The 25,424-nt window shown below is 34.0% G+C and carries 22 protein-coding genes and 1 pseudogene; 5 read left to right on the top strand and 18 right to left on the bottom strand.

What is annotated here, in order from left to right; translation table 11 throughout:
• Nucleotides 1-14 precede the first annotated feature (14 nt).
• The 4 genes and pseudogenes from B6D67_RS02445 to B6D67_RS02425 all read left to right on the top strand — a co-directional run bounded on the left by B6D67_RS02445 (nt 15) and on the right by B6D67_RS02425 (nt 2,980).
• Nucleotides 15-908, top strand: coding sequence for an ABC-three component system protein (locus B6D67_RS02445; RefSeq protein ID WP_160338849.1), 894 nt, complete (start codon nt 15-17; stop codon nt 906-908).
• A complete protein-coding gene (locus B6D67_RS02440) occupies nt 908-1,132 on the top strand; it encodes an ABC-three component system middle component 7 (RefSeq protein ID WP_010922001.1) in 225 nt (74 codons plus the stop codon). Before B6D67_RS02445 ends, B6D67_RS02440 begins: the two co-directional genes overlap by 1 nt.
• Nucleotides 1,123-2,781, top strand: a pseudogene (locus B6D67_RS10360) (DUF2326 domain-containing protein). Before B6D67_RS02440 ends, B6D67_RS10360 begins: the two are co-directional and overlap by 10 nt.
• On the top strand, nt 2,771-2,980 hold the full coding sequence (locus B6D67_RS02425) for a helix-turn-helix domain-containing protein (protein ID WP_002985621.1): 210 nt from the start codon (nt 2,771-2,773) through the stop codon (nt 2,978-2,980). Before B6D67_RS10360 ends, B6D67_RS02425 begins: the two are co-directional and overlap by 11 nt.
• Before the next feature lie 102 nt (nt 2,981-3,082).
• On the opposite strand, the gene B6D67_RS02420 is transcribed toward B6D67_RS02425, so the two are convergent.
• From B6D67_RS02420 to shp3, 10 genes are all read right to left on the bottom strand, one after another.
• On the bottom strand, nt 3,083-4,291 hold the full coding sequence (locus B6D67_RS02420) for an MFS transporter (protein ID WP_010921998.1): 1,209 nt from the start codon (nt 4,289-4,291) through the stop codon (nt 3,083-3,085).
• An 84-nt stretch (nt 4,292-4,375) separates the two neighbouring features.
• Entirely contained in the window at nt 4,376-5,533 is a 1,158-nt protein-coding gene (locus B6D67_RS02415) for a nucleotide sugar dehydrogenase (RefSeq protein WP_011285434.1), read from the bottom strand.
• Nucleotides 5,534-6,225: 692 nt separating this feature from the next.
• Nucleotides 6,226-7,215 carry a glycosyltransferase family 2 protein gene (locus B6D67_RS02405; RefSeq protein WP_010921996.1) on the bottom strand — a complete coding sequence of 330 codons (990 nt, stop codon included), beginning with the start codon at nt 7,213-7,215 and terminating at the stop codon, nt 6,226-6,228.
• A 54-nt stretch (nt 7,216-7,269) separates the two neighbouring features.
• The gene (locus tag B6D67_RS02400) at nt 7,270-8,238 is read right to left on the bottom strand and encodes a phosphoenolpyruvate carboxykinase (ATP) (RefSeq protein ID WP_010921995.1); all 969 of its coding nucleotides are present in this window, start codon (nt 8,236-8,238) and stop codon (nt 7,270-7,272) included.
• Nucleotides 8,222-9,421, bottom strand: coding sequence for a methionine adenosyltransferase (locus B6D67_RS02395; RefSeq protein ID WP_002985626.1), 1,200 nt, complete (start codon nt 9,419-9,421; stop codon nt 8,222-8,224). Before B6D67_RS02395 ends, B6D67_RS02400 begins: the two co-directional genes overlap by 17 nt.
• A gap of 9 nt (nt 9,422-9,430) precedes the next feature.
• Nucleotides 9,431-10,417, bottom strand: coding sequence for a Gfo/Idh/MocA family oxidoreductase (locus B6D67_RS02390; protein WP_010921994.1), 987 nt, complete (start codon nt 10,415-10,417; stop codon nt 9,431-9,433).
• Nucleotides 10,410-11,144, bottom strand: coding sequence for a coenzyme F420-0:L-glutamate ligase (gene cofE / locus B6D67_RS02385; RefSeq protein WP_010921993.1), 735 nt, complete (start codon nt 11,142-11,144; stop codon nt 10,410-10,412). The genes B6D67_RS02390 and cofE overlap by 8 nt, the downstream gene beginning before the upstream one ends.
• Nucleotide 11,145: 1 nt before the next feature.
• Entirely contained in the window at nt 11,146-11,982 is an 837-nt protein-coding gene (locus tag B6D67_RS02380) for a sugar phosphate isomerase/epimerase family protein (protein WP_002985631.1), read from the bottom strand.
• Nucleotides 11,979-12,905, bottom strand: a complete 927-nt coding sequence (locus B6D67_RS02375; RefSeq protein WP_020750165.1) for a shikimate dehydrogenase — start codon at nt 12,903-12,905, stop codon at nt 11,979-11,981. The genes B6D67_RS02380 and B6D67_RS02375 overlap by 4 nt, the downstream gene beginning before the upstream one ends.
• Before the next feature lie 68 nt (nt 12,906-12,973).
• Nucleotides 12,974-13,045: a peptide pheromone SHP3 gene (gene shp3 / locus B6D67_RS10085; RefSeq protein WP_128650800.1), complete on the bottom strand. Its 72-nt coding sequence runs from the start codon at nt 13,043-13,045 to the stop codon at nt 12,974-12,976.
• 79 nt (nt 13,046-13,124) lie between these two features.
• On the opposite strand from shp3, the gene rgg3 reads away from it, so the two are divergent.
• On the top strand, nt 13,125-13,976 hold the full coding sequence (rgg3, locus tag B6D67_RS02370) for a quorum-sensing system transcriptional regulator Rgg3 (protein ID WP_002985634.1): 852 nt from the start codon (nt 13,125-13,127) through the stop codon (nt 13,974-13,976).
• Between the two features lie 252 nt (nt 13,977-14,228).
• Here rgg3 and smc read toward each other — a convergent pair whose 3' ends face one another.
• The 8 genes from smc to B6D67_RS02330 all read right to left on the bottom strand — a co-directional run bounded on the left by smc (nt 14,229) and on the right by B6D67_RS02330 (nt 25,377).
• Nucleotides 14,229-17,768 carry a chromosome segregation protein SMC gene (gene smc, locus B6D67_RS02365; RefSeq protein WP_010921991.1) on the bottom strand — a complete coding sequence of 1,180 codons (3,540 nt, stop codon included), beginning with the start codon at nt 17,766-17,768 and terminating at the stop codon, nt 14,229-14,231.
• Nucleotides 17,769-18,461: a ribonuclease III gene (gene rnc, locus B6D67_RS02360; protein ID WP_002990670.1), complete on the bottom strand. Its 693-nt coding sequence runs from the start codon at nt 18,459-18,461 to the stop codon at nt 17,769-17,771. It lies immediately after the preceding gene.
• 443 nt (nt 18,462-18,904) lie between these two features.
• Entirely contained in the window at nt 18,905-19,714 is an 810-nt protein-coding gene (locus tag B6D67_RS02355; RefSeq protein ID WP_002985641.1) for an MBL fold metallo-hydrolase, read from the bottom strand.
• A 3-nt stretch (nt 19,715-19,717) separates the two neighbouring features.
• Nucleotides 19,718-21,070, bottom strand: a complete 1,353-nt coding sequence (vicK, locus tag B6D67_RS02350; protein ID WP_002995609.1) for a cell wall metabolism sensor histidine kinase VicK — start codon at nt 21,068-21,070, stop codon at nt 19,718-19,720.
• Entirely contained in the window at nt 21,063-21,773 is a 711-nt protein-coding gene (gene yycF, locus B6D67_RS02345; protein WP_002985645.1) for a response regulator YycF, read from the bottom strand. Before yycF ends, vicK begins: the two co-directional genes overlap by 8 nt.
• 161 nt (nt 21,774-21,934) lie before the next feature.
• Entirely contained in the window at nt 21,935-22,969 is a 1,035-nt protein-coding gene (locus B6D67_RS02340) for a DUF3114 domain-containing protein (RefSeq protein ID WP_011285430.1), read from the bottom strand.
• Nucleotides 22,970-23,024: 55 nt separating this feature from the next.
• A complete protein-coding gene (locus B6D67_RS02335; protein WP_010921989.1) occupies nt 23,025-24,272 on the bottom strand; it encodes an AMP-binding protein in 1,248 nt (415 codons plus the stop codon).
• Complete coding sequence (locus B6D67_RS02330) at nt 24,229-25,377, bottom strand: acetyl-CoA C-acyltransferase (RefSeq protein WP_010921988.1); 1,149 nt, start codon at nt 25,375-25,377, stop codon at nt 24,229-24,231. Before B6D67_RS02330 ends, B6D67_RS02335 begins: the two co-directional genes overlap by 44 nt.
• Nucleotides 25,378-25,424 lie beyond the last annotated feature (47 nt).

Here is a 25,424-nt window from a genome sequence, read left to right as displayed (position 1 = left end):
CATTTAAGGACTGGATGACCAACATGTTAGATTTTCCCTACCATCATGAGTTTATAGAGTTCCTTGGACGGTGGACTCATATCCTTATAGCCCTGCCCAAAAGGCACCATGGTCAAGTCGACACCGCAATTCCAAGGTATCTTCTGGTAACCATCAGAGAGAAGACAGGGATTGTAAAATTAACCACTGTGCAAAATACAGCGTTCACTACCCAGTCGAATCAACTCAAAAAACAATACGGGCAGTTCTTGTTAACAGAATCTAATAACTGTTGTGCATGCCCAGGCTGTGATAGACCACTCATTCTAACCAGTGGCAACTTAGCAGCAGAAAATTACGAGGTTTCAGCCATTGAAAAAGATAAGGACGCTGAAGCACTGAATCTGATAGCCCTCTGCCCAGATGGTTTTTTAACCTATCAAGCAGATAGGCGCAAAAAAATTGTAACAACTCTAAAAAATGTTAAAAAGATTCTAGTCTCTGCACATAACAGCCAACAAGCGATTTCTGATATGAAGTTAGACAGTGGAATTGTTTCAGTTTTGACTAGTCTCAATAAACTAAAATGTGATGAATATAATATCTCCTATGACTCGAAGCAATTGACTGATAAGATATCACCTGAGAACAATCGTACGCTTTATCAATTGGTTAAAAACCAAGTTATTGATAACTACTTAACCATTCAAAAAATCATCGTAAATTTGGACAAACAAGGAAAAATTGATTACGAGAAAATCCAATATCAAACGCGATCGATGTATAAAAAGTTAAAAGCAGCCAAGCATAATAATCTGGCTATTTTCAATACTATTTCGGAAAAACTCCATCTGGCTACACTACAGGACATCTACTTCTGTCAGATGATTGTCTCTTACTTTATCCAAAAATGCGAGGTACTTGAATAATGCAATTACCAAATAAACTTTACTCCTATCAAAAAAGCACCCTTGCTTATTTGCCTAGAGTGCTAAATGAAATCAAAAGTAGAAACTCAAACGTCAAAGATATCTTTCACGCTATCTCAGAAGAGTTGGATGATCCTACAGATTTTCTATCCATAATGGATTGCTTGTATGCATTGAACGCTATTGAAATGTCTAATGAAGGAGAAGTAAAATTATGCTTATAGAAATGTGGTCTCCAGTATTTAAGAAACACGGAGAAATTCGGGAACCAATCTGCTTCCACCATGGGTTAAACGTGATTATGGGGATGGATTTAGCTGATAACTCTATCGGCAAATCCTCCTCACTATTAGCCATTGATTTCATCTTTGGAGGTAATAGCTATCTAAAATCAATTGCGGTTAAAAAATTAGGTGATCATCCTATCTACTTCTGCTTTCAATTTGAGAAAAAGTTTTATTTTTCAAGAGATACGGCCAACCCAGATATCATTCTAGTGTGTGACAAGAGCTACTCTCCAACCGGTGAAACAATGGACCTAGGAATTTTTCTTAACAAACTTAAGAAACGATATCATTTAGATTCTCCAGAGCTATCATTCCGATTAGCTATGAGTGGCTTCTTTAGGATTGCAGGAAAAAGTAATCAAAATACCGATTTCCCCTTACAAGTTTATTCGAGCCAAAAATCTTCTGAATCTATTACTACTCTCATCCAACTGTTTAATTTGTATGATAACATTGCACGATACAAAGAACGTCTGAAAGATAAGAGCGACCAGTTAACAACTTTTCGTAATGCTCGCAGGTATGCCTTCATCTCCAACCTGGTTGGCGGTAAAAAGCAATTTGAAGCAAATGTCTCAGAAATAAAAAGATTGGAATATGATTTAGCACATCTCCAAGATACTCATCAAGATAAAATTGACTCTGATGATATTTAAAAAAATCAACAAAAACTCCAACTTAGAAATACTAAGCTGGAGTTAGAAAGCAGTCTTCGGGACAAGCAAAGACGTCTTAAGCTATTGGACATCAGTATCGAATTTGGCTTATATCCTACTGAATCTGACTTAACAGAGCTTCAACAATACTTCCCAGATACTAATCTCAAAAAATTATATGAAGTTGAAGCTTACCACAAAAAATTGGAAACTATTTTAGATTCCGAATTCTCAACTGAACGTGAATCCCTAATAGCTGAGATCGACGAATTAGAGAGTCAATTAACAACTCTAAACCAAGAACTTCAAGAACTAGGAAACATCCCAAATCTTTCAAGTGAGTACTTAGAAAACTACTCTAAACTAACAGCTACAATCAATGCACTAAAAGAACAAAACGAGGCCTACTTAAAGGAGTCTGGTCTATCCAAAGAAAAATCAGAAACGGACGCTGACTTGAAACGCAGTACAGAAGATATCCTTCTAGATCTAGAAGTAAAAATCAACAGTAAGATGCGTGAAGTCAATAACATTCTATATCCAGATATTCGCAAAGCTCCTCAAATTAACCTAAATGCTCACAATAGCTACTCCTTCTATACACCAGATGATGATGGTACAGGAACTAAGTTTAAAGGGATGATTGTATTCGACTTAGTAATGCTCTACCTTACTAATCTGCCAGCACTCGCACACGATTCATTACTCTTGAGTAATGTTAGCTACCAAGCGACTGAAGCACTTTTGAAGCTATATGACCAGTCAAGGTCATTGAACAAACAAGTCTTTTTAGTCTTCGATAAAGCCAGCTCTTATTCTCCAGATGCTAATCAACTCTTGTCAGAAAATACGGTATTGAGACTCTCTAGTAACGGAAATGAACTCTACGGTATTTCATGGAACAAAGGAGAAAACTCAGATGAGATTTAGTTACAATAAATTATGGAAACTTCTTATTGATAAAGGTTGGACCAAAACAAAGCTCAGGCAAGAAGCTGGGATTAGTTCTTCCACGATCGCAAAATTGGGAAAAGGGGAAAATATCACTACTGATATTTTATTGGAAATTTGTATTGCACTTGATTGTAAGATTGAAGATATAGTAGAAATTGTAGATAATAATATCTAGAAATAAAAAAAGCACTAAGTTGATAAGATGTGTAAGTCAGATCAACTTAGTGCCTTTACTTTGAAAAAAAATAATTTTCTCAATAATACTTAGTACTAACTGTTAACGAATATTATACTTTTTAAATAATATTCTAAATACTAATGACAATGTAGTAATGCACGAACCAATAATAAAAAGATTAAAGCTATTGTTAGGATTTAATGCCACCGAGAAAAAGCCAGTCCCAATAGGCATAAAAAGAATAGTTATTGTAAAGATAATACCAAACACTCTCCCTAAAAAATCGTTATCAACATCTTTCTGGACAAGAGAAAAAAATTGAATATTAAAGATGGAAAGAAATAAACTGAATAAAGCTGGTGACAAAGCTAAAATAATTGCATTATGAAACATAATATAAAATGGGGGAGCTAACATTAACATCAGTCCTGATAAAGATAGAAACAATATCAATCTCATACTTGATAATTCTTTATTCACAAAACCACTTAATATTGCCCCAATAAATCCACCAATTGCTTCTGCTGTTAAAAAAGTGCCATAAAGTCCAGTTGAAATTTCTCCAAACATTTGATTACTATAGGGCAACAATAAATTATAAGCGGCTAGAAAAAAATTAACAAGTGCAGAAAGAACGGTAATAATAAAGATGGACTTATGGCTGTAAACATATTTAAATCCTATTTTTAAATCGTTAAATATTTCTCTGATTGTCACCTTCTCCTTTATCACCACTTCGTCATTAACAGGTAAAATAAAGGAAATTAGTAAAGCAGCTATTAGAAATGATAGTCCATCCAATAGTAATACACCGTGTATACCAAGTAGCTTATATAAGAAAATTGCTACCATAGGAACTGTTACTTTGATTACAGTACTTGTTGTCTCTAGCAATGAATTAAGTTGTGATATACTATCTTTTTTAACAATTTCTTTTGTAAATGCTTTATAGGATGGACTAGAAAAAGCACTCATAAATGCCAAGATAACATTAGTTAGTACAATGGCATAAACCAACCATTGCTCTTTTGTTAGGAACGAGAGTACTAAGCAAGCTGTGCCACATAAGATATTTGTAGTAATAATAATTTTTTTCCGCTTGAAACTGTCTGCAATGACTCCACCAAATAAATTAAATAGAACACCTATGACACTTTCTAGAGACTGATATACTGCAACTAATGATAGAGACGCTGGATTAAGCCCAGCAAGAAAAGTATTGTTAGCAAAATCAAACATAACATCGCCAATTCGATATATAACTTTACTATACACTAAATATTGAATATTTTTTTTCCTATTGTTCATTTTAAAGACCTTTAAAATTTTCAGATATAATAACTTTTAACTGAATTTATTACTTAAAAATATTTTTTCGCAAAAATGTTTTTGTTAATCATACTGAAAAATATCACGTGTAAAAACTTTTGAATTACATTTTCTCAGAGCATCATCTATTCTATTGGCAACTATAATATCCGAATATTTAATAAATTCATTAAAATCATTAATTAAAGGGCACCCCAAAAACTTTTTTTGGTTAATTAAGGGCTCAAAGATGATAACATCCTTACCACTGCTTTTTAGAAGTTTAGCAACATCAATTGTAGAAGATTCCCTACAATTATCCGAATCTTTTTTGGAATTAATTCTATAAATTCCTATTGTTTTAGCTGAGCTGTTCAAAATCATTTTTGCTATATGAATTTTTCTTAATAAATTAGATTCACTTATACTGGTAATAATTGGTGCTGGAATTTCTTTAAAATGATACTCTAATTGCTTAATATCCTTAGGAAGACAGTACCCACCAAAACCGAAAGAAGGATTATTGTGCGAATTTCCTATTCTCTGGTCATATCCCATAGCCTCAATAATTTTTTTTGAGTCCAAATTTTGCATTTCAGCAAACGTATCCAACTCATTAAAAAAAGCAATTTTTTGTGCCAAGTATGCATTCGAAAATAACTTTATCGCTTCTGCTTCAGAAGAGCCAACTAATAAAGATGGCGAGTCTTTTTCAACCGATATATCTGTTAGTATGTCTAAGAATAATTGAGAATTTCTAGATTCATTTCCAACTATAGTTCTCGAAGGATACAATTGATCATGAATAGTTGATCCTTCCCTAAGGAACTCAGGTGAAAAAATGATATCGTTGTAGTGAAATCGATTCCTTAAATATTCTGTAAAACCAATTGGAACTGTCGACTTTATTACAATTGTAGCCTTTTTGTTTATCTTTAAAATATTACTTACAGAAATTTCGATAATGGAAGTATCAAGCTTATTAAATTTTAGGTTGGTTGGCAAAGACAAGATTATGAAAGTCGCATCCTTATATGCTAATTCTTCAGAAGAAGTTGCATTAATATTTTTTGCCTTACATAAAAGTTTGTTTATAGCTGCTTCTTTAAGAGGGGATTGCCTTTTATTTATTAAATCAATTTTTTTATTATCAATATCAAAAAAGGTGACGTCGTGTTCCTTTGCAAGTAGGAGCCCTATCGATAATCCAACGTATCCAATGCCTACAACTGTAATTTTCATGTTAACCTCTATTCTAAAACTTTTTATAAATCAATTTTTTTGTTAGAAAGAATATAAAATTGATTTTTATACCTAAATGAGATGATATAAATTTTTGGATGTCTACTTAAGAATTCAGATGTATCAGAAAAAGAACCTAGATATTCCCCCCTTTTTTTGTTCGTCAACAACACCAATAAAATGTAAAGAAATTAAAGAAATACTAGTAAGCTTAGTCTTTAGTTCTTGTCTCCAGCCTGAAATATTGGGATAGAATTCATTAAAAATGAACCCTGGTCTATAATAGATCACACTATCATCTTCACTGACAAAGATTGGTAGATTTCTCTTTTTATATTCCTCAAAGTCATCTTCGATTGCAGTCCTACTAGGATTTTTTTCTAACCATTTCCAACGTACTCATTAGCGTCTCAATCATACTGGTCCCCTTTCTAAGAAAAAACAGATTTTCATTAAGTGTTTTTATCTTTTAAACTCAACACAAATATCAAAAATCCAAACTGGCATCTAACCCACTAAAGTCAATTAAAATAATCCATCAAAAAATTAAATATTATCGTTACTACTCAAAGTATCAAAAATATTATAAATAAATTTACTTACATACTGTATTTATTATTTAGATAAGCTAAACATATTGAAACATATTCCACCAATCACACTCCTTCTCAAGATTAATAAAAATTGAAAACTTAGTTGTACTTTAGATAATTGTATACTCTCAATAAATAAAGTGGTAATAAATATAACGAATGTTCCTCACTACTATATCTATAAATATTGTTAATTGTATTAGACAAAATTCCGTCCCATTCTACCTCTGACAGCCCATGTAGATACTGTTTTTCTTCCTGTAATAAAAACAACGCTCTTAACTTTAAATTCTCGATATCATTGCTGGATAGGATATCACTGGACTTAATAAACTGTCTTGAATGACTTTCAAAATTTATATTTAAACGTAACTTATCTTGATTCAAAGAATTATCATTAATAGTTTCGAAGAAACTTTGTGAAACTTCTAAAAAAATTTTTTCAATTTTCTCAAAGCTTTTTTTATGAATCTTTGATTGTAAATCGATTTCCTTAATTTTGTATGACTTTAATATAGCTGTTAAGGTTAAAAAAATATCTATCCCGTAACCTAATGTATATTTGTGCCAATTACATTTCAAAGTTAAATCTTTTATCAATCCTCTTGAAAATCCAAAATCACCAGAGATGCATTGATAAGGCATATCACGTTTGAAAATTTTCACTAACATGGGATAAATAAAATGGTTTGTCGCATTTCCTTCAAAAGATTTTCTAGCATAATTTGGGATTATAAGATCATTTCCAGATTCAATTGCTATAAACATCTTTTCTAACCACATTTTTTTCATTGAGACAACGTCTCCATCAATCAAAATTAAACCGGAGAAATTCGGCACATGATTTATTGCATATTCGAAAATATTTCTCACATTATAACCTTTTCCTTTAGCTTCTGATACTATCGAAACTTTGGTGTTATAAGTTTTGGTTTCTAAAAAAATCTGCGGAGTTCCATCTGTACTTTTACTATCCGAATTAATAATAATAATTTCTTTCCCTAAATTTACAGCATACTCATCAATTTGTTTAACTAATCTACTGATATTATCTGCCTCATTTAAAGTTGGAATGCCTATCACAAACATAATTACTCTTACTCCTTTTTCAATACTTCATATTAATCCCCAAATTCACCCACACTATGAGTTTTTCTTAACATTTTCTATAATCGCTTCTGCAATCTTAGCTGGCGTAGCTGCTGTAATTTTAAATAATTTTTGTTTAGCGAAAATACCCTTCACTATCTGTTCTCGTACCCGATTATTTTTTTCATAATTTATCAAAGGCATTGTAGAAAAATATTTTCCATTATCTGATTGAAAACATGCAACCTGTCCAGAAATATGCCTTCCCAATAGCTCATTTAGATATAGACTTGCTAAACTATCACTCCAAATTGAATGATAAATTTGCTTTTCTTTCTTGTCTGTCTTTATATAATAAATTTTTGAGATTTCAGTAGAAAAATTACAAGTTCGTATTCCCAACTCCTTTGGGAAAATTGAAATTTTATCATCCCAACTTGCCTTATTAAATTGTAATGAACGATTAAAAAATTTGCTAAATAATTTAAACAGTAAATTGTCCGACAAAACAGCTGTCCTTCTTATTTTAAAGAAAGATGTCCCTGCATAAGTTAGTAGTATTCCAGAGTTCGAACCAAATATTACTTGGTCATTACCAATAAGGTGATACCCATGTTCTATACAAAGCCTTATTGCAACCGTAGTTTTTCCAGCACCTTTATCTCCTAATAGTAAAATTGAATGGCCAGATAAAGGATTATAAACTGCTGCTGCATGAATTAATAAGGTGTCACTATGTTCAATCAAGAGACATTCAGCTAAGTACTCTCCAATGTAGTATAATGAAATTCCTTCTTTAAAATACTTTAATCTTCCATAAACTAAAATATTTCCATTGCCATCATATTCTATAAATTGCTGATTGCTGTTAATAAATTTTACACTACCTAATATATTTATTGATTTGCTATAATATCTAATTTTATTATTCTGCTCTTTTATTTTTTGAAATATAAAGTCAGGCACATCAAAAGAAATTTCAACCAACCCAAAATATAAAACAGTTTTATCCATCATAGACATTGGTTTTAGGAATAAAATGTTGAGTTGACAAGATTAAATTAGTATTTTGTTTACCATTATTTAAATGCCTGTTAACAATTTCTAATACTCTTTCTTGATCAACACTTTCTTCTGTCTGAATAAATAAATGGGTTGGTCTATACAATTTTGATCCAATATTTAATTGCATAATGATTTGACAGGGAGTATTGAATGCTTCATAAATTTCTTTGGCAATAGTATCAGACAAAAATCCCCAAACCTTTCCTACAAAATAAGTACAATTTTTTCCAGCTGGTGCTTCCATAGTATTTGGCCTAAAACTTGATATGATACCATGAGTTTTATTACCTCGACCAACTGCACCTTCTTCTCCAAAATCAATACAAGAACCTGTAGTAGTTAAATAATAATGGTAATCAATAGAAAAGCTTATGTTTTTATACTTTTGTTCAATATATTTCTTAATTTTTTCTACGTGTTTATCAACATACAACTGACTTTCAATATCATTGTTAAAAAATTTACTTATTAAAGGAAAATTTATTCTAATAGAATATTCTAAATCGTTCCTTACGACCATTACTTTAATATCACCACCCATTTTAGTAAATCTTGGCGTTGGTAATTCATTCTTATCTAATTTATAAAAATACCCTTCAATCATTAATGCTAATTCTTCAGAAATTGTTAATGGCCAATAACTTATCATTGTAGCTGTATCATTTGCCTTTGGTACATCTAGATACTCCGGTAAATCTTCTATTGCTTCAGGCGAGAACCAATTAGTTTTTGTAGTAAAATCTGAGGTCAATGTCTCAAATTCTACATAATTTTCAACATCTAAATTAGGTAAAATTCTATTTAAATATTTAGTTGCAGCCTTTTTCTGAATTTTAAAAAGTGGAATTGAACTATTAAAACATTTTTTGCTCGCCCTACCTAGAAAAATAATTTTAATTGGTTCAATAAAGTCACTTCCACCAAAATCCTGAACTGAATGTCCCCCTCGGATAATAATCTTATCAAAATTATGATGTGGAATAACACCAAACTTGTCCAAACAATAAAGTGAGTAATCAATTTCAATTTGCTCAGCAATTCCATCTGCTAAGGTATCAGGGTGACCTAAGCCTTTGCGTTCTACTACTTCGTATGATAAATGACTTGGGTCATAAAAGCCGTTTGTAATTTTTAAATCCATAGTTACACCTCATAAATAAATTTTTTCACATTCTGAATATAAGTTAATTAATAATTTTGTTATCTCAATTGCATTATTGATATAGCAATCTTCAGGAATAGCATTTCCTTCTAACAAACTGATATACGTGTCCATCATATCATCGTGTATTTGAAACGTATTTGTCCCAGTTACCAATTCACTCTTATACCTCTCGAGTTTAGGATGTGGATCAAATAGTATTGTTTTGTCATCAATGGTAACTCTTCTTACTGTTTTAGCATCACCTCCTTCAATCTTGCCCTCTCTTATTGCAAAACTTCCCAAATTACTAATAATTTTAATCACTGTTTGATTAATACAAGATAAGATTTCTATTGAATAATCGTGTTTCTCTAAGTCTTTTATATAAATAGCATTCACAAAGATTCCTTTTTTGAATTCTTCTAATGAAATTCCTAAATAAGAAATGACAGCAATGATATGAGGAATCTCTATTCCATAGCCCAATATCTCTTTATCTAAAAATCTCCCATTCTCGTTATCCTCAATCCTATCTTTAGAAAAATCAACTGTTATTTCCTTGATTTTATCTAGAGAGAAACAATCTACTTGTAACAGTTTTTCCAAAATTTTCGAAAAGAAGTATTGTTCACTGGCAAAAATTTTTTTTGCTAGATGTGGGTGACTTTCTACTAGCGACTTCATTTCTTCTAAATCTTCTAACCTATTACACAGTGGTTTTTCAATGCTAATATAAGAATAGACATACCTTGTTATAACGGTTTTCAATAGCGTAAGGTGGTGATTTGTCGGAGTACAAATCTCAATAGTAAAATATTGTCGTGATAAATCATCCAACACATCACTATTTGTATTAAGGTATTTCATGCTGGAGAATTTCAAATCTTTGACATATACCTCATATCCGCGTGATAGCCACTTGTACGCTTTAATTTTCCCAATTTTTCCAAAACCAATGATTAGAATATTCTTACAGTCCTGATTTCTACTCATTTAATGCTTCCTTAATACTAGTATTTTCAGACCATTTATAATCCAAGCCCCTAATGAGGACAGCTGGAATTCCAGTTCCACGTTGCCCCATTACTAAGCCAGCACAAGCTGCAATCATATCACACAAAGTCTCTTCTTGGAATTTTATTGTCTCTCCTTGTGAATCTATTACTTCTGTTTTTCTCAAAGGATGAATACCATAAATACCAATTGCTACTTGAGTAGCACCTCTTTTATCCTCTCTACCATCACTATCTGTTATAACAACTGCAACATTTTTTCCAAGTGATTTTTTAAGATATTCCGAAATTCTTTTTGCAGAAGCATCCGGATTATTAGGTAAAAGAAATACTTCATCTACTGATTTTCTATCGATTCCACCACTTGTCAACTTTAAACCATTTTCCAAGCGACAACCAATGTAATTTTTTTTGATATCTAAACGTGACAGATCTCTATTGACTAAATTTAGCATAATTTCAATTATTCTAGGATCTTTACGAGGAATATTCCTGTGGATTTCTTTTGCTACATCACTCACTTGTATCTCGTTTAAAGACATCACCTGGCCTTCTGCGATAGATACAACTTTAGAAGCTATGCAAAGCACATCATTGTCTTCGATAAAAAATTCTGAAGTTTTAATGCTTTCTTCAATAAGCTTTTCTATACTATCCCCTTCTTTCAAATAAGGAATATTCTTTAAACCAAATATACTCAAATTCATTTTAGCCTCCATTAATATACTCATTTAGTGTCAGATAAGACTTCCTCACTACTTCTGCCTTTTTGTCTATTTCTTTTTCATGTACTTCTAAACTAAAAATTAAGTCTATAAAATGTTCATGGATTTCATGAATGATTGTTTTATAATCGATAATTCCTTTACCTAGTTCTACATAATGTATTCCTAAATCATTGTTAACATAGTTCTTACAGTGAATATAGTAAATATATTTTTTCAATTTTGGAATAACCTTGTCTACCTGAGGTTCAACTATGTAATAATTTGCAATATCAAACCAGATTTTTAGATTTTTTATAGATTTTTCATCTATAAAATGTCCTATTTTTAACAAATCGTCTGCAGTGCTCACTGAAGTTCCTAACTCGTTCTCAATTAAAAAGATAATTTCAGTCTCTTTTAACAAATTCAAAAATAGTTCATTATTCAAGAAGTCATCTACTGAGCACCCAATCCCACCAAATATTCTTACATATTTGATATTTAAAAATTTTGCAATAAAAATAATTTTCCTTACATAAAGCCATTGTTCATTTAACGTAACATTAGCTGAAATACCGTATAAATCAAGATTACTCTCTAAATGATTTTCTTCTATATTCCATTTAAAAAGTGGGCTTGCAATTGAAATTGGAGTGATATTATACTTTTGTAACCGTTCTTTTAAATTAATTAACTCTGCATCACTAAGTTGTATAATATTTTTAGTGTTTATCATTCGTAATTCACAACTTTTAATTGATAATCTATTTAAAAATTTCAATGAATCATCTAGTTTGTCTGATATTTCATCAAGATTTACTGTAATGTGAAAAGTCATTTTCCTTTTATCTTCCCTTCTAGAAATGTATGAATTAGGACAACATCATCTTTTGAAAAAAAATATTTACCATCATTAATTTTATCACTCCACAATGAAAATGCTTCAATTCCCTGAAAAATCAAAACCCATAAACCATCAATTATTTTTGCTCCTTTTTTACCAAAATATTCATGAAGTTTCGTATGTAAAGGATTGAAAACTACATCCATAAAGTATTTATCTTTATAATTAACATTGTCCAAATGATCAAAATTTATAGGTAAACTTTCTTCATAATTTATCATACCAACTGGTGTAGTATTTATTATGATTTCCATATCATTTAAAATTTGTTGATCAGCCAATTCCTTATATGTAATATACTTTAAATCAGGGAAACTCTTTATCAAACTTCTTGTATTCTCACTAATTGGCTCCCTGTATACAACTGTTGGTGAGATTTGTAGTTTTTGTAAAGTGAAAATAGCAGCTCTAGCAGTACCGCCAGTACCTAAAACACAACATTTTGTTATATGGCTAATATTAAAGAAAACTAATGTATTATAAATACCTTTCCAATCAGTATTAGTTCCTGTAATTATATTTCCAGATTTATAAATATTGTTAACAGATCCAGTTATCTCTGCTACTCTGTCTAAATTGTCAATATACCTCATTACCTCTCTTTTATAAGGTAAAGTTATATTTAATCCAATACATTTTGGATCATTTATCAGATGTTTGATTTTATCTTCTAAACACACTGAGTCTACCAAAATTTTTTTATGTTTATATTCATCCAGAACTCCTATGTTGTGATTTAGATATTCAAATAATTCATCTGATATAGAATGTTCAACTGGATTACCAAGCAATGCAGAATACATAAATTTCATCCTCCTACGTTTAATTAGTTTACTACTAACATAAAGTACAAGCATTACACAGAGCTAACCATTACCTATAAGTCTTTAGATACTCTAAAGACTTAAGTGTACACCTAAGTAACTTACCCACCAACAATAATGATAATATCCATTGCTAAAATTAAAATCGGCAAAAATTTTGAAATTTTCTTCATAAGCGGACTTCCTTTCAGTTTTTATTTATTGTACAATAAAAAAAAACGGAATTGATTTTTGTTGGGAAAGTGGGAAAATATGAAATCAAAACTTGGTGCCACACTTAGAAAAGTTCGAAAAGGAAAGCAAATTAGTCTGTGCTTCGTGGCAGATGAACACCTTTCAAAATCACAAATCTCTCGTTTTGAGCGCGGGGAGTCAGAGATATCGTGTATCCGACTGATCAATATTCTAGACAAATTACACATTACTTTGGATGAGTTTCTTATTTTACATGATGAAGACTATACCAATTCCGAAACATTTGCTAACCTGGTACAGTATATTCGTAAGCAATATTCATCACAAAATATCAATAATATAGCATGTTTACTTTCCGACACTTCTGATTACACTCTGAATTCTTTTGAGAAAACAATGGTAAAGTCCATTTTACACACAATGGATTCAAGCATCATTCCATCAGATGATGAATTACTTCAACTAACAGATTATCTCTTTAAAGTTGAAAAATGGGGCTACTATGAAATCCTTTTGTTGGGTAACTGTGTACGAACAATTAACTACAACTCCTACTTCCTATTGACAAAGGAGATGTTAAATAATTACATTTACTCTTCACGGAACAAAACTAATAAACGAATTGTCACTCAGCTTGCTATAAATTGTTTCATTCTTAGTATCAATAAGGAGGAATTTTCTAATTGCTCCTATTTAATTGATGAGATAAAAACCTTGTTAGATAATGAATTAAACTTCTATGAACAGACAGTTTTTCTCTATGCAACAGGTTACTTTGAATTTAAGCGCCAATTAGAAACTGGAGTTGAAAAGATGAAACAAGCCATACAAGTTCTTGATATTTTAAATGAAGACAAGTTAAAATTACATTACGCTGACCATTTTGATAAACTAGTCAACAAAGATTAAGTAAAATCATTCTTTACCTTTTAACGAAACGCCAATCAAGGGTGTCTCAATAAAAAATCATCTACTCTGACAACTTTTCTCTTTTACCTATCGACAGCTAAAAAGCCTTGGAAACTGCTATTTCCAAGGCTTTCTTTGTACTCTATTGTATCAATTAGCTTATTCCGATTTCTGTTGCTATTAGTTTAATCATGAAATCTCCTAACTTATGGCCGAACATCCAAAAAAACAGAAGGAACTCCCTTCTGTTTTTTAATTGGTCATCTCTTGAGCTTCTTTTAATTTTACAGATACAATTTTAGAGACCCCCGATTCCTGCATGGTAATTCCATAAATACTATCTGCTGCAGCCATTGTTCCTTTACGATGGGTCACGACAATAAATTGACTATCTTTGTCAAAGCGATTGAGGAAATCCCCAAAGCGCTTAACATTTGCTTCATCAAGAGCCGCTTCTACCTCATCTAAAATCACAAACGGAATCGTTTTAACACGTATAATAGCAAACAATAAAGCCAGTGCTGACAAAGCTTTTTCTCCGCCTGACATCAAGTTAAGAGATTGAATTTTCTTACCAGGAGGCTGCACAGAAATCTCTATACCAGCAGACAAGAGGTCTGTTTCCGTTAAAACCAAATCAGCAGAACCCCCACCAAACATCTGAGTAAAGGTTTCTTTAAAACTTTTTTGAATTGCCTCAAAAGTCACTTTGAAACGAGCCTTCACTTCGCTATCCATACTATTAATAGTCTCTAGCAAAAGATTTTTAGCTTTTGTCAGATCTGTCTTTTGACTTGTTAAAAAAGTCAAACGCTCATGCACTTCCTCATACTGATTAATAGCATCACTATTAATTGGTCCTAGTGCACGAATAGTCTTTTGTAAATGGTGTAATTTTTCTTTGGCACTTTCTAAGTGATCAATACTATTTGTTACCTCCTTTGCGTCTGCTAGTGTCATTTGAAAATCTTCTGATAAACTTTTAGCATAGGCTCGTAAGCGATTAGCCACTTGCTCTAAATGTGTCTCTAACTTGGTTTGACGACGAATAAATGTGTCATTTTTTTCGCTTTCTTTGGTTATTTTTTCTGCTGTTTCTTCTAAGCGGGCCTCATAGTCCTCTATTTCAAATCTTAATTGGACTAAACGTTTTTGAGCACCAGACTTATGCTCTGTGGCATCTTGTAACTGTTTTTGCCACTGGGGTAGTCTTTGAATGCTGTCTTGACTTACGTTATTGTTTAGTATGCTTTCAAGTTTGAGAATATTTTGCTGGCATTGCTTCAGCTGAGTTCTTAGACGAGATTGATTAGCTTGCTCAAATTTCTTTTCATTAAGTAAATCTCTTTCTTGCAAACGAGCTTGAGATAAAGCTTGGTGAATGTTTTGTGTTTTTTGCCTAATCAAATCTTTGTTTTCTTTGATATCATCAATATCACAAGTTAAGGCATTTTTTTTCTTAGCAATAGCTGTTAATGCTTCTTCAATACGAGCTTGTTCTGCCAATAAAGATTCATCAGAATGAGTCGTCTGACTTTGATCAAGGGCAGCTAACAAAGCCTTTGAATCTTCTTGTTTTTCTTGCAATTGCTGATAAGCCATTTGAGCTCTTTGTTCAGCTAAGCGTGCCTGGTCACCGGCTAATTTCAATTGTGTCAGTTCTTCTTTTTTTGCTATCAAATCGCTTTGCAAGGCAGCTACTTCTTTTTCAGTTATTTTTAATTGCTCAACTAATCGCGTTAATTCCTCACTGATTTGTTCTAACTCTGGTTTGATAAAAGTTGTATTGCTTTGTCTATTAGCTCCTCCTGAAAAAGAACCACCTGGTCGTAATTCTGTTCCATCAAGAGTAACAATTCTTACCTTATATCCTAATAAGCGCGCTGCAATATTAGCTTGATCAATAGTTTCAAAGATAGCAGTACTAGATAAAAGATTTTGGATAATAGCTGAAAGACTATCATCATAGCGAATCAATGATTCTGCAGTTCCCAGATAACCTTCACAAGTCGCCAATTGACGATGATAGTGTTCTGATAATGATCTAGCCTTTATAGTAGTTAAAGGTAAAAAAGTTGCTCGTCCTTGGCGATTTTTTTTCAAATAAGCAATTGCTCTTTTTGCTGCAGCTTCGTCTGTTACAATAATATGCTGACTATTAGCACCTAATGCAACTTCAAGAGCTGTTTGGTAATCAGAATCAAAAGAAAGGTGTTCACTGACTGCACCTATGATCCCTCCAAGCTTTTTTTGTGATTGAAGGACAGCTCGTACTCCCGCATAGAATTGACTATGACTTTTTTGAATAGATTCTAAGCTAGCCTTACGAGCTTCTTTTCCTTTTTTTTGATCCAACAAGTCAAATAGTCTTTCTTGATTCAGTTGGTAATCTCTTTCTAATTCCTGAACGCGTTTATCACCTTCTTGATAATTTTGGAGCAACATTTCGACTTGCTCTTTTTGAGCTTTATAATGAGCTTGAGCTTTTTGAGACTCGTCATTAAGTTGATCAAGCTTAGTAACAAGTAGCTGATATTCTTGAGCCTTATGTTGACGAGCCTGTTTTTCTTTGTCTAAATGGGCTTTTAAAGCTGTCAGCTGATTTGATAAGGCCGCCTCTTTTTGCATCAATAATACAAACTCTTCTCTTAGAGTTTCCATTAATTGGTCGGGATCACTTGAAAAACGCTCTAATGCATTGCTCAATTCGTTTAACTGTTGTTTGACATCACAAAGTTGTTGATCAATATGCAATAATTGTTCTGTACACTGCTTTTCTTCTGCTTGAAAACCATCCAATTGTTCTTGTAACTGTTCGAGATGTTTTTTGGCTTCTGCCTTTTTCTCTGCTTCTTGGCCACTTTCTAGCTTAACCAATTCAATTTGCTTTTCCAAGTCAGCTATTAGCTTGGTTAATTCTAATAATGTTGTTTGGGTTTGATCTGACTCTTGACTAAGAACCTGCTTTTTTTGCTTGAATTTTTGGTAATCTTCTTCCATAGATTGACGCTTAGCGTAATAAGATGCTAAGTCTTGTTGTAAAGCAGCTAAAGCTTCAGTATCTTTAGTCTGTCTTTCTTGAGCTATATCAATATCTTTGACTAGAATATCTAGTTGTAGTTGCTTACGATTGGCATCAAGTTCTAAAAATTGTTTAGCTACTTTAGCTTGCTTTTCAAGTGGTGCCAACTGCGTGTCTAGCTCATAAATAATATCCTCTAGACGGTCTAAATTATCTTGAGTTTGATTTAATTTAATCTGAGTTTCTTTTTTACGTGTTTTATATTTTAAAACACCAGCTGCTTCTTCAAAAATGGCGCGCCTTTCTTCAGGTTTACTATTGAAAATTTCCTCTACGCGACCTTGAGAAATAATGGAGAAAGAATCACGACCAAGCCCTGTATCCATAAACAAATCATGAATATCACGGAGCCTTACCTTGCGACCATCAATCAGATAGTCACTATCTCCATTTCGGTAAATATGCCTTTCGACACGGATTTCTTTCTTGGCAGTTTTTATAAAATGATCGGAATTATCAAGAACAACCGCTACCTTAGCATAGTTTAGAGGATTACGGTTTTGTGTCCCAGCAAAAATGACATCTGGCATCTTGCCCCCACGCAGATTTTTAGCACTTGATTCTCCTAAAGCCCAACGTAAACTTTCTGTAATATTACTTTTACCTGAACCATTTGGTCCTACGACTGCAGTTACTCCCTTATCAAATTCAATTTTAGTCTTGTCCGCAAAGGACTTGAACCCTTCCAACTCAATTTCTTTTAAAAACATCTAAACCTCACTAAGTTGGGCAAGGGCATTTTTAGCAGCATCTTGCTCCGCTAATTTTTTAGACTTACCTAAACCTTTACTAAGGACAGCACCATTAACAACTATCGATACCTCAAATTGTTTAGCATGGGCAGGTCCTTTCTCACTAATGACTTGATAATCAATAGCCACATCACCTTTTGTTTGCAAAAACTCTTGAAGACAAGTTTTATAGTCTTTAACCCTTTCAAAATTCCCTTTTTCCACCTGAGGAATCATGACTTGTTTCAAGAAGCGACGTACTGCATCAATCCCCTTATCTAATAAAAGAGCACCTAAAAAGGCTTCAAATAAGTCTCCTAAAATAGTATCACGACGGCGACCACCTGACTTTTCCTCACCTTTTCCTAGTTTGATATAAGCGTCAAAAGAACAAAATCGTGAAAAACCTGCCAAGCTTTCCTCACGTACAATCATGGAACGTAACTTAGACATATCTCCTTCTGTCTTTTTAGGATACTTTGCAAATAAATACTCTGAAATAATCAATTGTAGAACAGCGTCTCCTAAAAATTCCAAGCGTTCATTATGTGAAACGTTTAGGAGACGATGCTCGTTAGCGTAAGAGGTGTGGGTAAAAGCTGTTTCTAGTAAAGTCAAATCATTAAATTGAATATCAAAAGATGTTGAGAGTAACTCTTCAAGCTGTTTCATAAAAAATCCCTTTCATATTTGTCAGTAGACCTTATTTAGTATACCAAAAATCCACCTAGAAAACCGACTCTAAGTGGATTTTTCGTGATTTATTAAACATCTTAAATACCCGTCAAAGGAAACTTTCTCATACAATCAAAAGACTCTACACTATCTGAGGGGAATTTCCCACTACAGTCCCACTACAGATAGTATAGAGCTATTTTTGTTTTTAGTCTGAACAACTAAAAAACTACCTCATCTTTATAATCCTCAACACCTTTGATAAATAGATCAGACAAGCCAAAACTACAGGCTAATTTAAGTCTATTGATGCTCTAAAGGATGACCAATGAGAGTTCGTTGAACTCAGAAGACAATACGCTTTAAGACATCAAAAAATAGCCCTGACTGGTATATCACCAATCAGCGCTACTTTGCATATTCTCTTTTAGTTTCTTATCTCAAATATCAGTTAATGGACAAGCAGTATCTGGAGAGGTATCATGGACCGTAAAGTCTGTACCTACTGCTAAATCTGCCATAGCCAGTTGATTGACCATCGTCATATGCGCTAACTCTTTGATGTTATTTTCTTTACTCAGATGACCTAGGTATATTTTTTTGGTATTGTACCCCAGGCTTCTAATCATGGCTCCCGCTCCATCTTCATTTGATAAATGTCCTAAATCAGATAAAATACGCTGCTTTAAGCTCCAAGGATAAGAGCCTGATCTCAAAATTTCAATATCATGATTGGATTCAATCAAGTAGCCATCTGCATTTTCAATAATACCTGTCATCCTATCACTGACATATCCTGTATCTGTCAACATCACAAAAGACTTATTATCTTTCATAATCCGATAAAATTGAGGATCAATAGCGTCATGGCTGACTCCAAAACTTTCGATATCAACATCTCCAAAGGTCAAAACTTTATCCCTTTGGAAAATATGTTTTTGTGAGGCATCAAGCTTACCTAGCATATTGCACTCATCCATCAGCTGCCATGTTTTTTCATTAGCATAGATATCCAAATGGTATTTGCGGGCCATAACGCCTACACCCTTAATATGGTCAGAGTGCTCATGGGTAATCAAAATAGCATCCAAATCCTCAGGTTTGCGGTCAATTTCAGCAAGAAGACTGGTAATTTTCTTACCAGTAAGCCCTGCATCAATCAATAAGCGTTTTTTAGGTGTTTCTAAATAAAAACAATTTCCTGTGGACCCAGATGCTAAAATACTGTATTTAAAACCACTCTCATTCATTAATTAGTCTACATCTTCCTCCCATTCTTCATAGATGGCTGCATCTTTTTCATAAGGCAAGACAATAGTAAAGGTCGATCCTTTACCATAGTCACTCTTAGCCCAGATAAAGCCATGGTGCTGCTTGATGATTTCTTTAGCAATGGCAAGGCCTAGACCGGTCCCTCCTTGGGCACGACTTCTTGCCTTGTCTACACGATAGAACCGATCAAAAATAAGAGGCAAATCTGTTTTAGGGATACCTAGTCCTTGGTCTGAAATGGAAATAATTAATTGGGTATCTGTTGTTTTCATACGGACTGTAATTTTTCCACCATCTGGAGAATACTTAATGGCATTGTTCAAAATATTCTCGATAACCTGTGTCATTTTATCATTATCAATTTCAATCCAGACAGAGGTAATAGGGTAATCTCTTACAATTTCATAGACTTTTCCTGTACCTGTATGCTGATTTTTAACCAAATCAAATCTGTTTAAAATAGAAGTTATAAAAGCAGTAAAATTAGTCATCTCTACTGCTAATTGGGTTACTTGATTATCAATCCGAGACAGGTTTAAAAGATCTGAAATCATACGCATCATCCGATTAGTTTCATCAAGAGAAACTTTTATGAAACTTGGAGCAATATCTTCTTTAAGTGCACCTTCATCAAGAGCCTCCAAGTAGGATTTAACCGAAGTTAAAGGGGTCCTTAATTCATGACTTACATTAGAGACAAAAAGACGGCGTTCACGTTCTTCTTTTTCCTGTTCTGTGGTGTCATGGAGCACCACAACCAAGCCCGAAATAAAACCACTCTCTCTCCTATTCAACGCAAAGCGCAAGCGTAATGAGACAAACTCACCCATATCATTTCGGCTATTAACAGTTACCACTGGTGTTTTGGATACCAAATCACGGTAGGTATATGAAGTATCACCTTCTAACAAATCTGTAATGTTTTTCTTTAGTGCCTCTTCTTTACTTAAATTTAATTGCTTGCGAGCTGTCTCGTTAATCATGATGATTTTACCAGACCGGTCTGTAGCAAGTACACCATCTGACATATAAGCCAAAATACTTGCCAAGCGATTTTTTTCTTGGGCAAGATTTTCATGCGTCAAGCGAAAAACATCTGACAGGTCATTTAACTGGTCTGAAAGCTCCATTAACTCAATGTCTGCTTTTTCGTCGATTATATCAGTATAGCGACCATTAATCAAGTCTCGGATTTTATGGCTCATCATCCGAATAATACGTGCATTTCGGTAATCACGCACCGCAAGATGGATAAAGTAAAAAGCAACAAAAACAAGTAAGATAAGGATCGCTAATTCAAATGTGGATAAGTTTCCAATGATATCTCTAGTCATAAGATTTCATGTAGTACCCAACACCACGTCTTGTTAAAATATACTCAGGACGACTTGGTGTGTCTTCAATTTTTTCACGGAGGCGACGAACAGTCACATCAACCGTGCGCACATCGCCAAAATAATCATATCCCCAAACAATTTCCAATAAGTGTTCTCGTGTCATCACCTGCCCCATATGGTTAGCTAGATGATGCAATAGTTCAAATTCACGATGGGTCAACTCTACCTCTTGACCATGTTTTTTAGCAACAAACGCATCTGGTAAAATCTGTAAATTACCAATGGTCAGTTCCTGTGTACCTGAAGAAGCATTTTCTTCTGCAACAGCCGTTTCAATAGTTTCGGTACGACGCAGATGAGCCTTGACACGCGCCAGCAATTCCCGATTAGAAAAGGGCTTGGTCACGTAATCATCAGCCCCAATTTCAAGTCCAATAACCTTGTCAAACTCACTATCTTTAGCCGACAACATAATAATCGGGACATGACTGGTTTTACGAATTTCCTTGGCTACTTCAAGACCGTCCAACTCAGGGAGCATCAAATCAAGAATAATTAAATCTGGCTTTTCTTCTTCAAAAATTGTTACCGCTTCGCGTCCATCAAAAGCTGTAACAATGTCATAACCTTCTTTTGTCAAATTAAACTTAATAATGTCAGAAATCGGTTTTTCATCATCCACAATAAGTATTTTTTTCATGTCTATACCTCAGAAAGTTCTTGTAATTGATATTACAATTTGTGATTTTTGTGGTTAATAAAAAATCACAAAACTATATTTTTCTAAATTATTTCTACCTGATTATACCAAAAATTCAGCCTAATTGACAATGACGACTACCGTTACAAATAGAGTACTTTCTAAAACCAACCCTTTATAGGATGAATTTGACGTTTGAATTGCTTAGCTGATTTTTTGACTCTGGCAAAACTACTCTTGTTGTGGTAAGCAAAAAGTCCTTTGGCATTAAAATAAGAGAACATAAAGTCATCTTTTTGAGCTCTAAACCACTGGCGAAATACTCTTTTTGGCGATCGAAATCCTTTAAGGGTGTCTCTTCTAAACTGAGGATCGTGATGGCTAATCGGATCAACATCTAAATCCCAATGTCTAGGACCATCTGTGCCATAGTTAAAAGATGCACCATTGACAATTCCTTTTTCGGTCACTACTTCTGCATCAACTTCATTAAGAAAAAAGCCTGTGCTATCTAGAGTAAATTCGGTATGAAACCAAAGAAGTACTTTTATATTATAGGAAACTTCTTGACTTGGAAAAATGACTTTATTATCTTCAAATCTTAGTTTATTATGTAACCTGGCAGAATCCATCAAGGTATAATCTGGTGCTTGCCGCCACAAACAAGGCCCTTTTTTAGACCTCAAAAAAAGGGCCAGAGCTTGGGCGTCTGTCATCTCAATCATTTTATAATGGTTTCTGATAGATTGAGCTTGTTGACTAGAGATGACATAACGAAATTGATGCAAACGCTTTTCAAGCTCACCTGCTTGGCTTAGTGTTTTGCCAGGAAAAGCTTGATCAACTAAGCTAGCCAACTCTTTCCAAAACATATGATCTGGCAATAGAGATGGATGGAATCGGGTGAGTAGCGTTTGAGTTTCATGCAACTGACCACTTAGCTCAAATGGCATCTCTACCAAATCAAGAAGAAACGTTAGTAACTGCTTAGCTGATTGGTTTTCTTTTTCAATAGGCCATATTACCCAGAAAGTTGGAGAACCAAGTCGATTATCAATGATAGGCTCTTTAGCTATAGCACGAAATGCTTGGTTTGATAAACCTGCGTTTTGATAGCATTTCAAGGCCTGATAGCGATCTAAGATAGCTTGTTTCATGGCCTTCTCCTCATCTTTTTTGACCATATTATAACACATCTAAAGCTGAATCGTCACTTGTATCTCACTATAAGCAAAACGAAACCTGAAGTGGTTAACTAAGCCACTGTTTGGGTATTTTATTTAAAAGAACTTCTCGATTAATTTTACCATTATCTTTTAAAGGCAAACAATCAATCACAAGATAGTACTTGGGAAGTTGTCCAGAGTTTAAATAAAGAGCTAAAAAGTCTTTAATAGGTGCTAGGCAATCCTTCTTAGTCAAAACTAATACTAATATTAGGGTTTCGTTTTCTCCTTTTCCTATCTTTAAAGCGTGCGCTTCTTTGACGTTTGGCGCTTGGTGAGCGAGTTCAACTAGGCTAGGCAGGTGGCATTTCACTCCTCGTTGATTAACCCAGTCATCTTGTCGCCCTTCTAAAATTAAACCCGCTGGGCTCATTTTTCCTAAGTCTGAAACACTGTATGGTTGTGACATTCCTTCTACACTATAAGGAGTCTCTACAAAAATTTCCTTATCTTTGAAACTGATAGACACATCAGGAAAGGGCTGTCCTACCAAACCATTAATTTTGACAGCAGCTCTGCCATTACACCACGTTATAAAAGATAATTCACTAGCCCCGTAGAAAATGACAATTTCAAGCTGAGGAAATTTTTTGTAATAATGTCTTAGTAATTCTTGTGATATCATTTGCGAAGAGGTCAATAAGTGAGTCGCAGTCATGTTGTTCTTAGTCAAATAAGGTAGCAAGCGATTTAGGTAGGTCGGTAAAAGGTAAAGGTGACTCACCTTTTTTGCTTGCCATAAGCTTAACCACGTTTTCAAAGACAGCTTTTGGCTTAAAACCAGACATCCCCCGGCCCATAGTTGAGCTAATGCTAAGTTAAGATTGCCAGTAAAACTAAAACTACCATGTAAGAATAGACAACTATTACCAGTCATACCAAACACCTTATTTTGATAATCAAAAAGTCTCGTCCAAGTTGATAGACGACGCCAAAATAATTTTGCTTTGCCAGTTGTTCCCGAACTCAAAACAGCAAAATCAGCTTTTTTAAGAAGCTCACCATCGACGTGTTTTATTTGCTGCTGAAATGTACCTGAGATATTAGGGTGTAAAATGATAGGACAACTGCCTTCTTTTAATCCTCGTAAAAAAGAGAGTAACTGATTAAGATAGCGACTATGACTGATGATATATGGTACACTGTCTTTTATTGTCTGATCCTTTATTAAAACCGCTTGCCATAGCTCTTGATAAGTCAAGCTTATCTGATCGGCTACGATAGCTTTTTTATTTGGGCATTGCTTTGCCCAATATTCTAGCTTTGTCAGCATGACTAAACTCCTTATGATATTTTAGTAAAACAGCAAACCCTTGGCCACCAGCTGCTGCTATAGCAGCTATTCCATAGCGTCCATTTTTAATCTCTAAAGCCCTCATTAAGTGCAATATTATAATGGCTGCTGAGGCACCATAGGGATGACCATAAGCTAATGCACCACCAAATATATTATAGCGGTCCAATAAATCTGGATAATGGGTTTCAAATAGACCATCAATAACGGCAAAGGCTTCGTTCCATTCAATCGCTGTCATATCTGCCATCCCTAGACCATGTTTTTCCAAAAGGACTTGACTAGCCTTAATCACCATTAAAGGGCTACGCTGTGGGTCTCCTGCTACTTCTACCACATCAATCAGTTTAAAAGCTGAAGGCTGACTACTTAGCTGTAAAAAGGCAGCAGCATCATGGGTTAGGCAGGCATTGGCTGCACTAATCACGTGACCTTCTCCTAAGATAGGGGGTACCTTTGACAACACCTTACTTGACAAGCGCGGTCGAATACCTTGATCACTGGCTCCTGACAGGTCTAGAATAAGATCAGCTAACAGGGCTTGCTCCTGGCAATAACTAGCCTTTTGATGACTTCTCAATGTCCAGTGATTCAAATACTCCTTTGTAAAGCCATGCTCTCTTGCCACTCGTTCTGCCCCTTCAATCATCGCAAAAGGGCTGATACTATCTGGAGAAAACTGAGCTACCTTGTAGGCTCCTTGGCGCCAATCAGCTGAAGCATATACCGATTCAGGTTGTAAGGAGCTGCTTTCAATCCCTCCCACTAAAAGGTTGCTTGCCATACCTGCCTTGATTTTAGCATAACCCACGGAAAGAGCTGCACCAGCTGATGCACACTGCATATCAACCGTCAAAGCAGAGACAGATTCTCCTAAATGAGAATACAGGGTCATCAAGCGCCCAATATTACCACCCGTTCCGACGGTATTGCCACAAATCACTTGGTCAATGGGAACTGGATACTTATTTTGTAAAGCGTTGATGAGCTTTGCTCCAAGGATTTCTGGTTGTTCTTTAGCAAATTGTTTCCCTACTAAACCGATAGGGGTTCTAAGGCCTGCAGCAATATAAACATCCGTCATTATATTGACCTCCTTTATTTTCGATGTCCTTAAATGGTTATTGTATA

It is taken from the genome of Streptococcus pyogenes (genome assembly GCF_002055535.1).
Taxonomy (GTDB): domain Bacteria; phylum Bacillota; class Bacilli; order Lactobacillales; family Streptococcaceae; genus Streptococcus; species Streptococcus pyogenes.
Note: the sequence above shows the minus strand (reverse complement) of the source record. Positions and strands in the feature narration are given on the sequence as shown.

Excerpts from the sequence above, each read along its gene's own strand:
- B6D67_RS02445 (WP_160338849.1), top strand. The coding sequence starts at position 15 with ATGACCAACATGTTAGATTTTCCCTACCATCATGAGTTTATAGAGTTC.
- B6D67_RS02440 (WP_010922001.1), top strand. The coding sequence starts at position 908 with ATGCAATTACCAAATAAACTTTACTCCTATCAAAAAAGCACCCTTGCT.
- B6D67_RS02425 (WP_002985621.1), top strand. The coding sequence starts at position 2,771 with ATGAGATTTAGTTACAATAAATTATGGAAACTTCTTATTGATAAAGGT.
- B6D67_RS02420 (WP_010921998.1), bottom strand. The coding sequence starts at position 4,291 with ATGAACAATAGGAAAAAAAATATTCAATATTTAGTGTATAGTAAAGTT.
- B6D67_RS02415 (WP_011285434.1), bottom strand. The coding sequence starts at position 5,533 with ATGAAAATTACAGTTGTAGGCATTGGATACGTTGGATTATCGATAGGG.
- B6D67_RS02405 (WP_010921996.1), bottom strand. The coding sequence starts at position 7,215 with ATGTTTGTGATAGGCATTCCAACTTTAAATGAGGCAGATAATATCAGT.
- B6D67_RS02400 (WP_010921995.1), bottom strand. The coding sequence starts at position 8,238 with ATGTCTATGATGGATAAAACTGTTTTATATTTTGGGTTGGTTGAAATT.
- B6D67_RS02395 (WP_002985626.1), bottom strand. The coding sequence starts at position 9,421 with ATGGATTTAAAAATTACAAACGGCTTTTATGACCCAAGTCATTTATCA.
- B6D67_RS02390 (WP_010921994.1), bottom strand. The coding sequence starts at position 10,417 with ATGAGTAGAAATCAGGACTGTAAGAATATTCTAATCATTGGTTTTGGA.
- cofE (WP_010921993.1), bottom strand. The coding sequence starts at position 11,144 with ATGAATTTGAGTATATTTGGTTTAAAGAATATTCCTTATTTGAAAGAA.
- B6D67_RS02380 (WP_002985631.1), bottom strand. The coding sequence starts at position 11,982 with ATGACTTTTCACATTACAGTAAATCTTGATGAAATATCAGACAAACTA.
- B6D67_RS02375 (WP_020750165.1), bottom strand. The coding sequence starts at position 12,905 with ATGCTTGTACTTTATGTTAGTAGTAAACTAATTAAACGTAGGAGGATG.
- rgg3 (WP_002985634.1), top strand. The coding sequence starts at position 13,125 with ATGAAATCAAAACTTGGTGCCACACTTAGAAAAGTTCGAAAAGGAAAG.
- smc (WP_010921991.1), bottom strand. The coding sequence starts at position 17,768 with ATGTTTTTAAAAGAAATTGAGTTGGAAGGGTTCAAGTCCTTTGCGGAC.
- rnc (WP_002990670.1), bottom strand. The coding sequence starts at position 18,461 with ATGAAACAGCTTGAAGAGTTACTCTCAACATCTTTTGATATTCAATTT.
- B6D67_RS02355 (WP_002985641.1), bottom strand. The coding sequence starts at position 19,714 with ATGAATGAGAGTGGTTTTAAATACAGTATTTTAGCATCTGGGTCCACA.
- vicK (WP_002995609.1), bottom strand. The coding sequence starts at position 21,070 with ATGACTAGAGATATCATTGGAAACTTATCCACATTTGAATTAGCGATC.
- yycF (WP_002985645.1), bottom strand. The coding sequence starts at position 21,773 with ATGAAAAAAATACTTATTGTGGATGATGAAAAACCGATTTCTGACATT.
- B6D67_RS02340 (WP_011285430.1), bottom strand. The coding sequence starts at position 22,969 with ATGTGTTATAATATGGTCAAAAAAGATGAGGAGAAGGCCATGAAACAA.
- B6D67_RS02335 (WP_010921989.1), bottom strand. The coding sequence starts at position 24,272 with ATGCTGACAAAGCTAGAATATTGGGCAAAGCAATGCCCAAATAAAAAA.
- B6D67_RS02330 (WP_010921988.1), bottom strand. The coding sequence starts at position 25,377 with ATGACGGATGTTTATATTGCTGCAGGCCTTAGAACCCCTATCGGTTTA.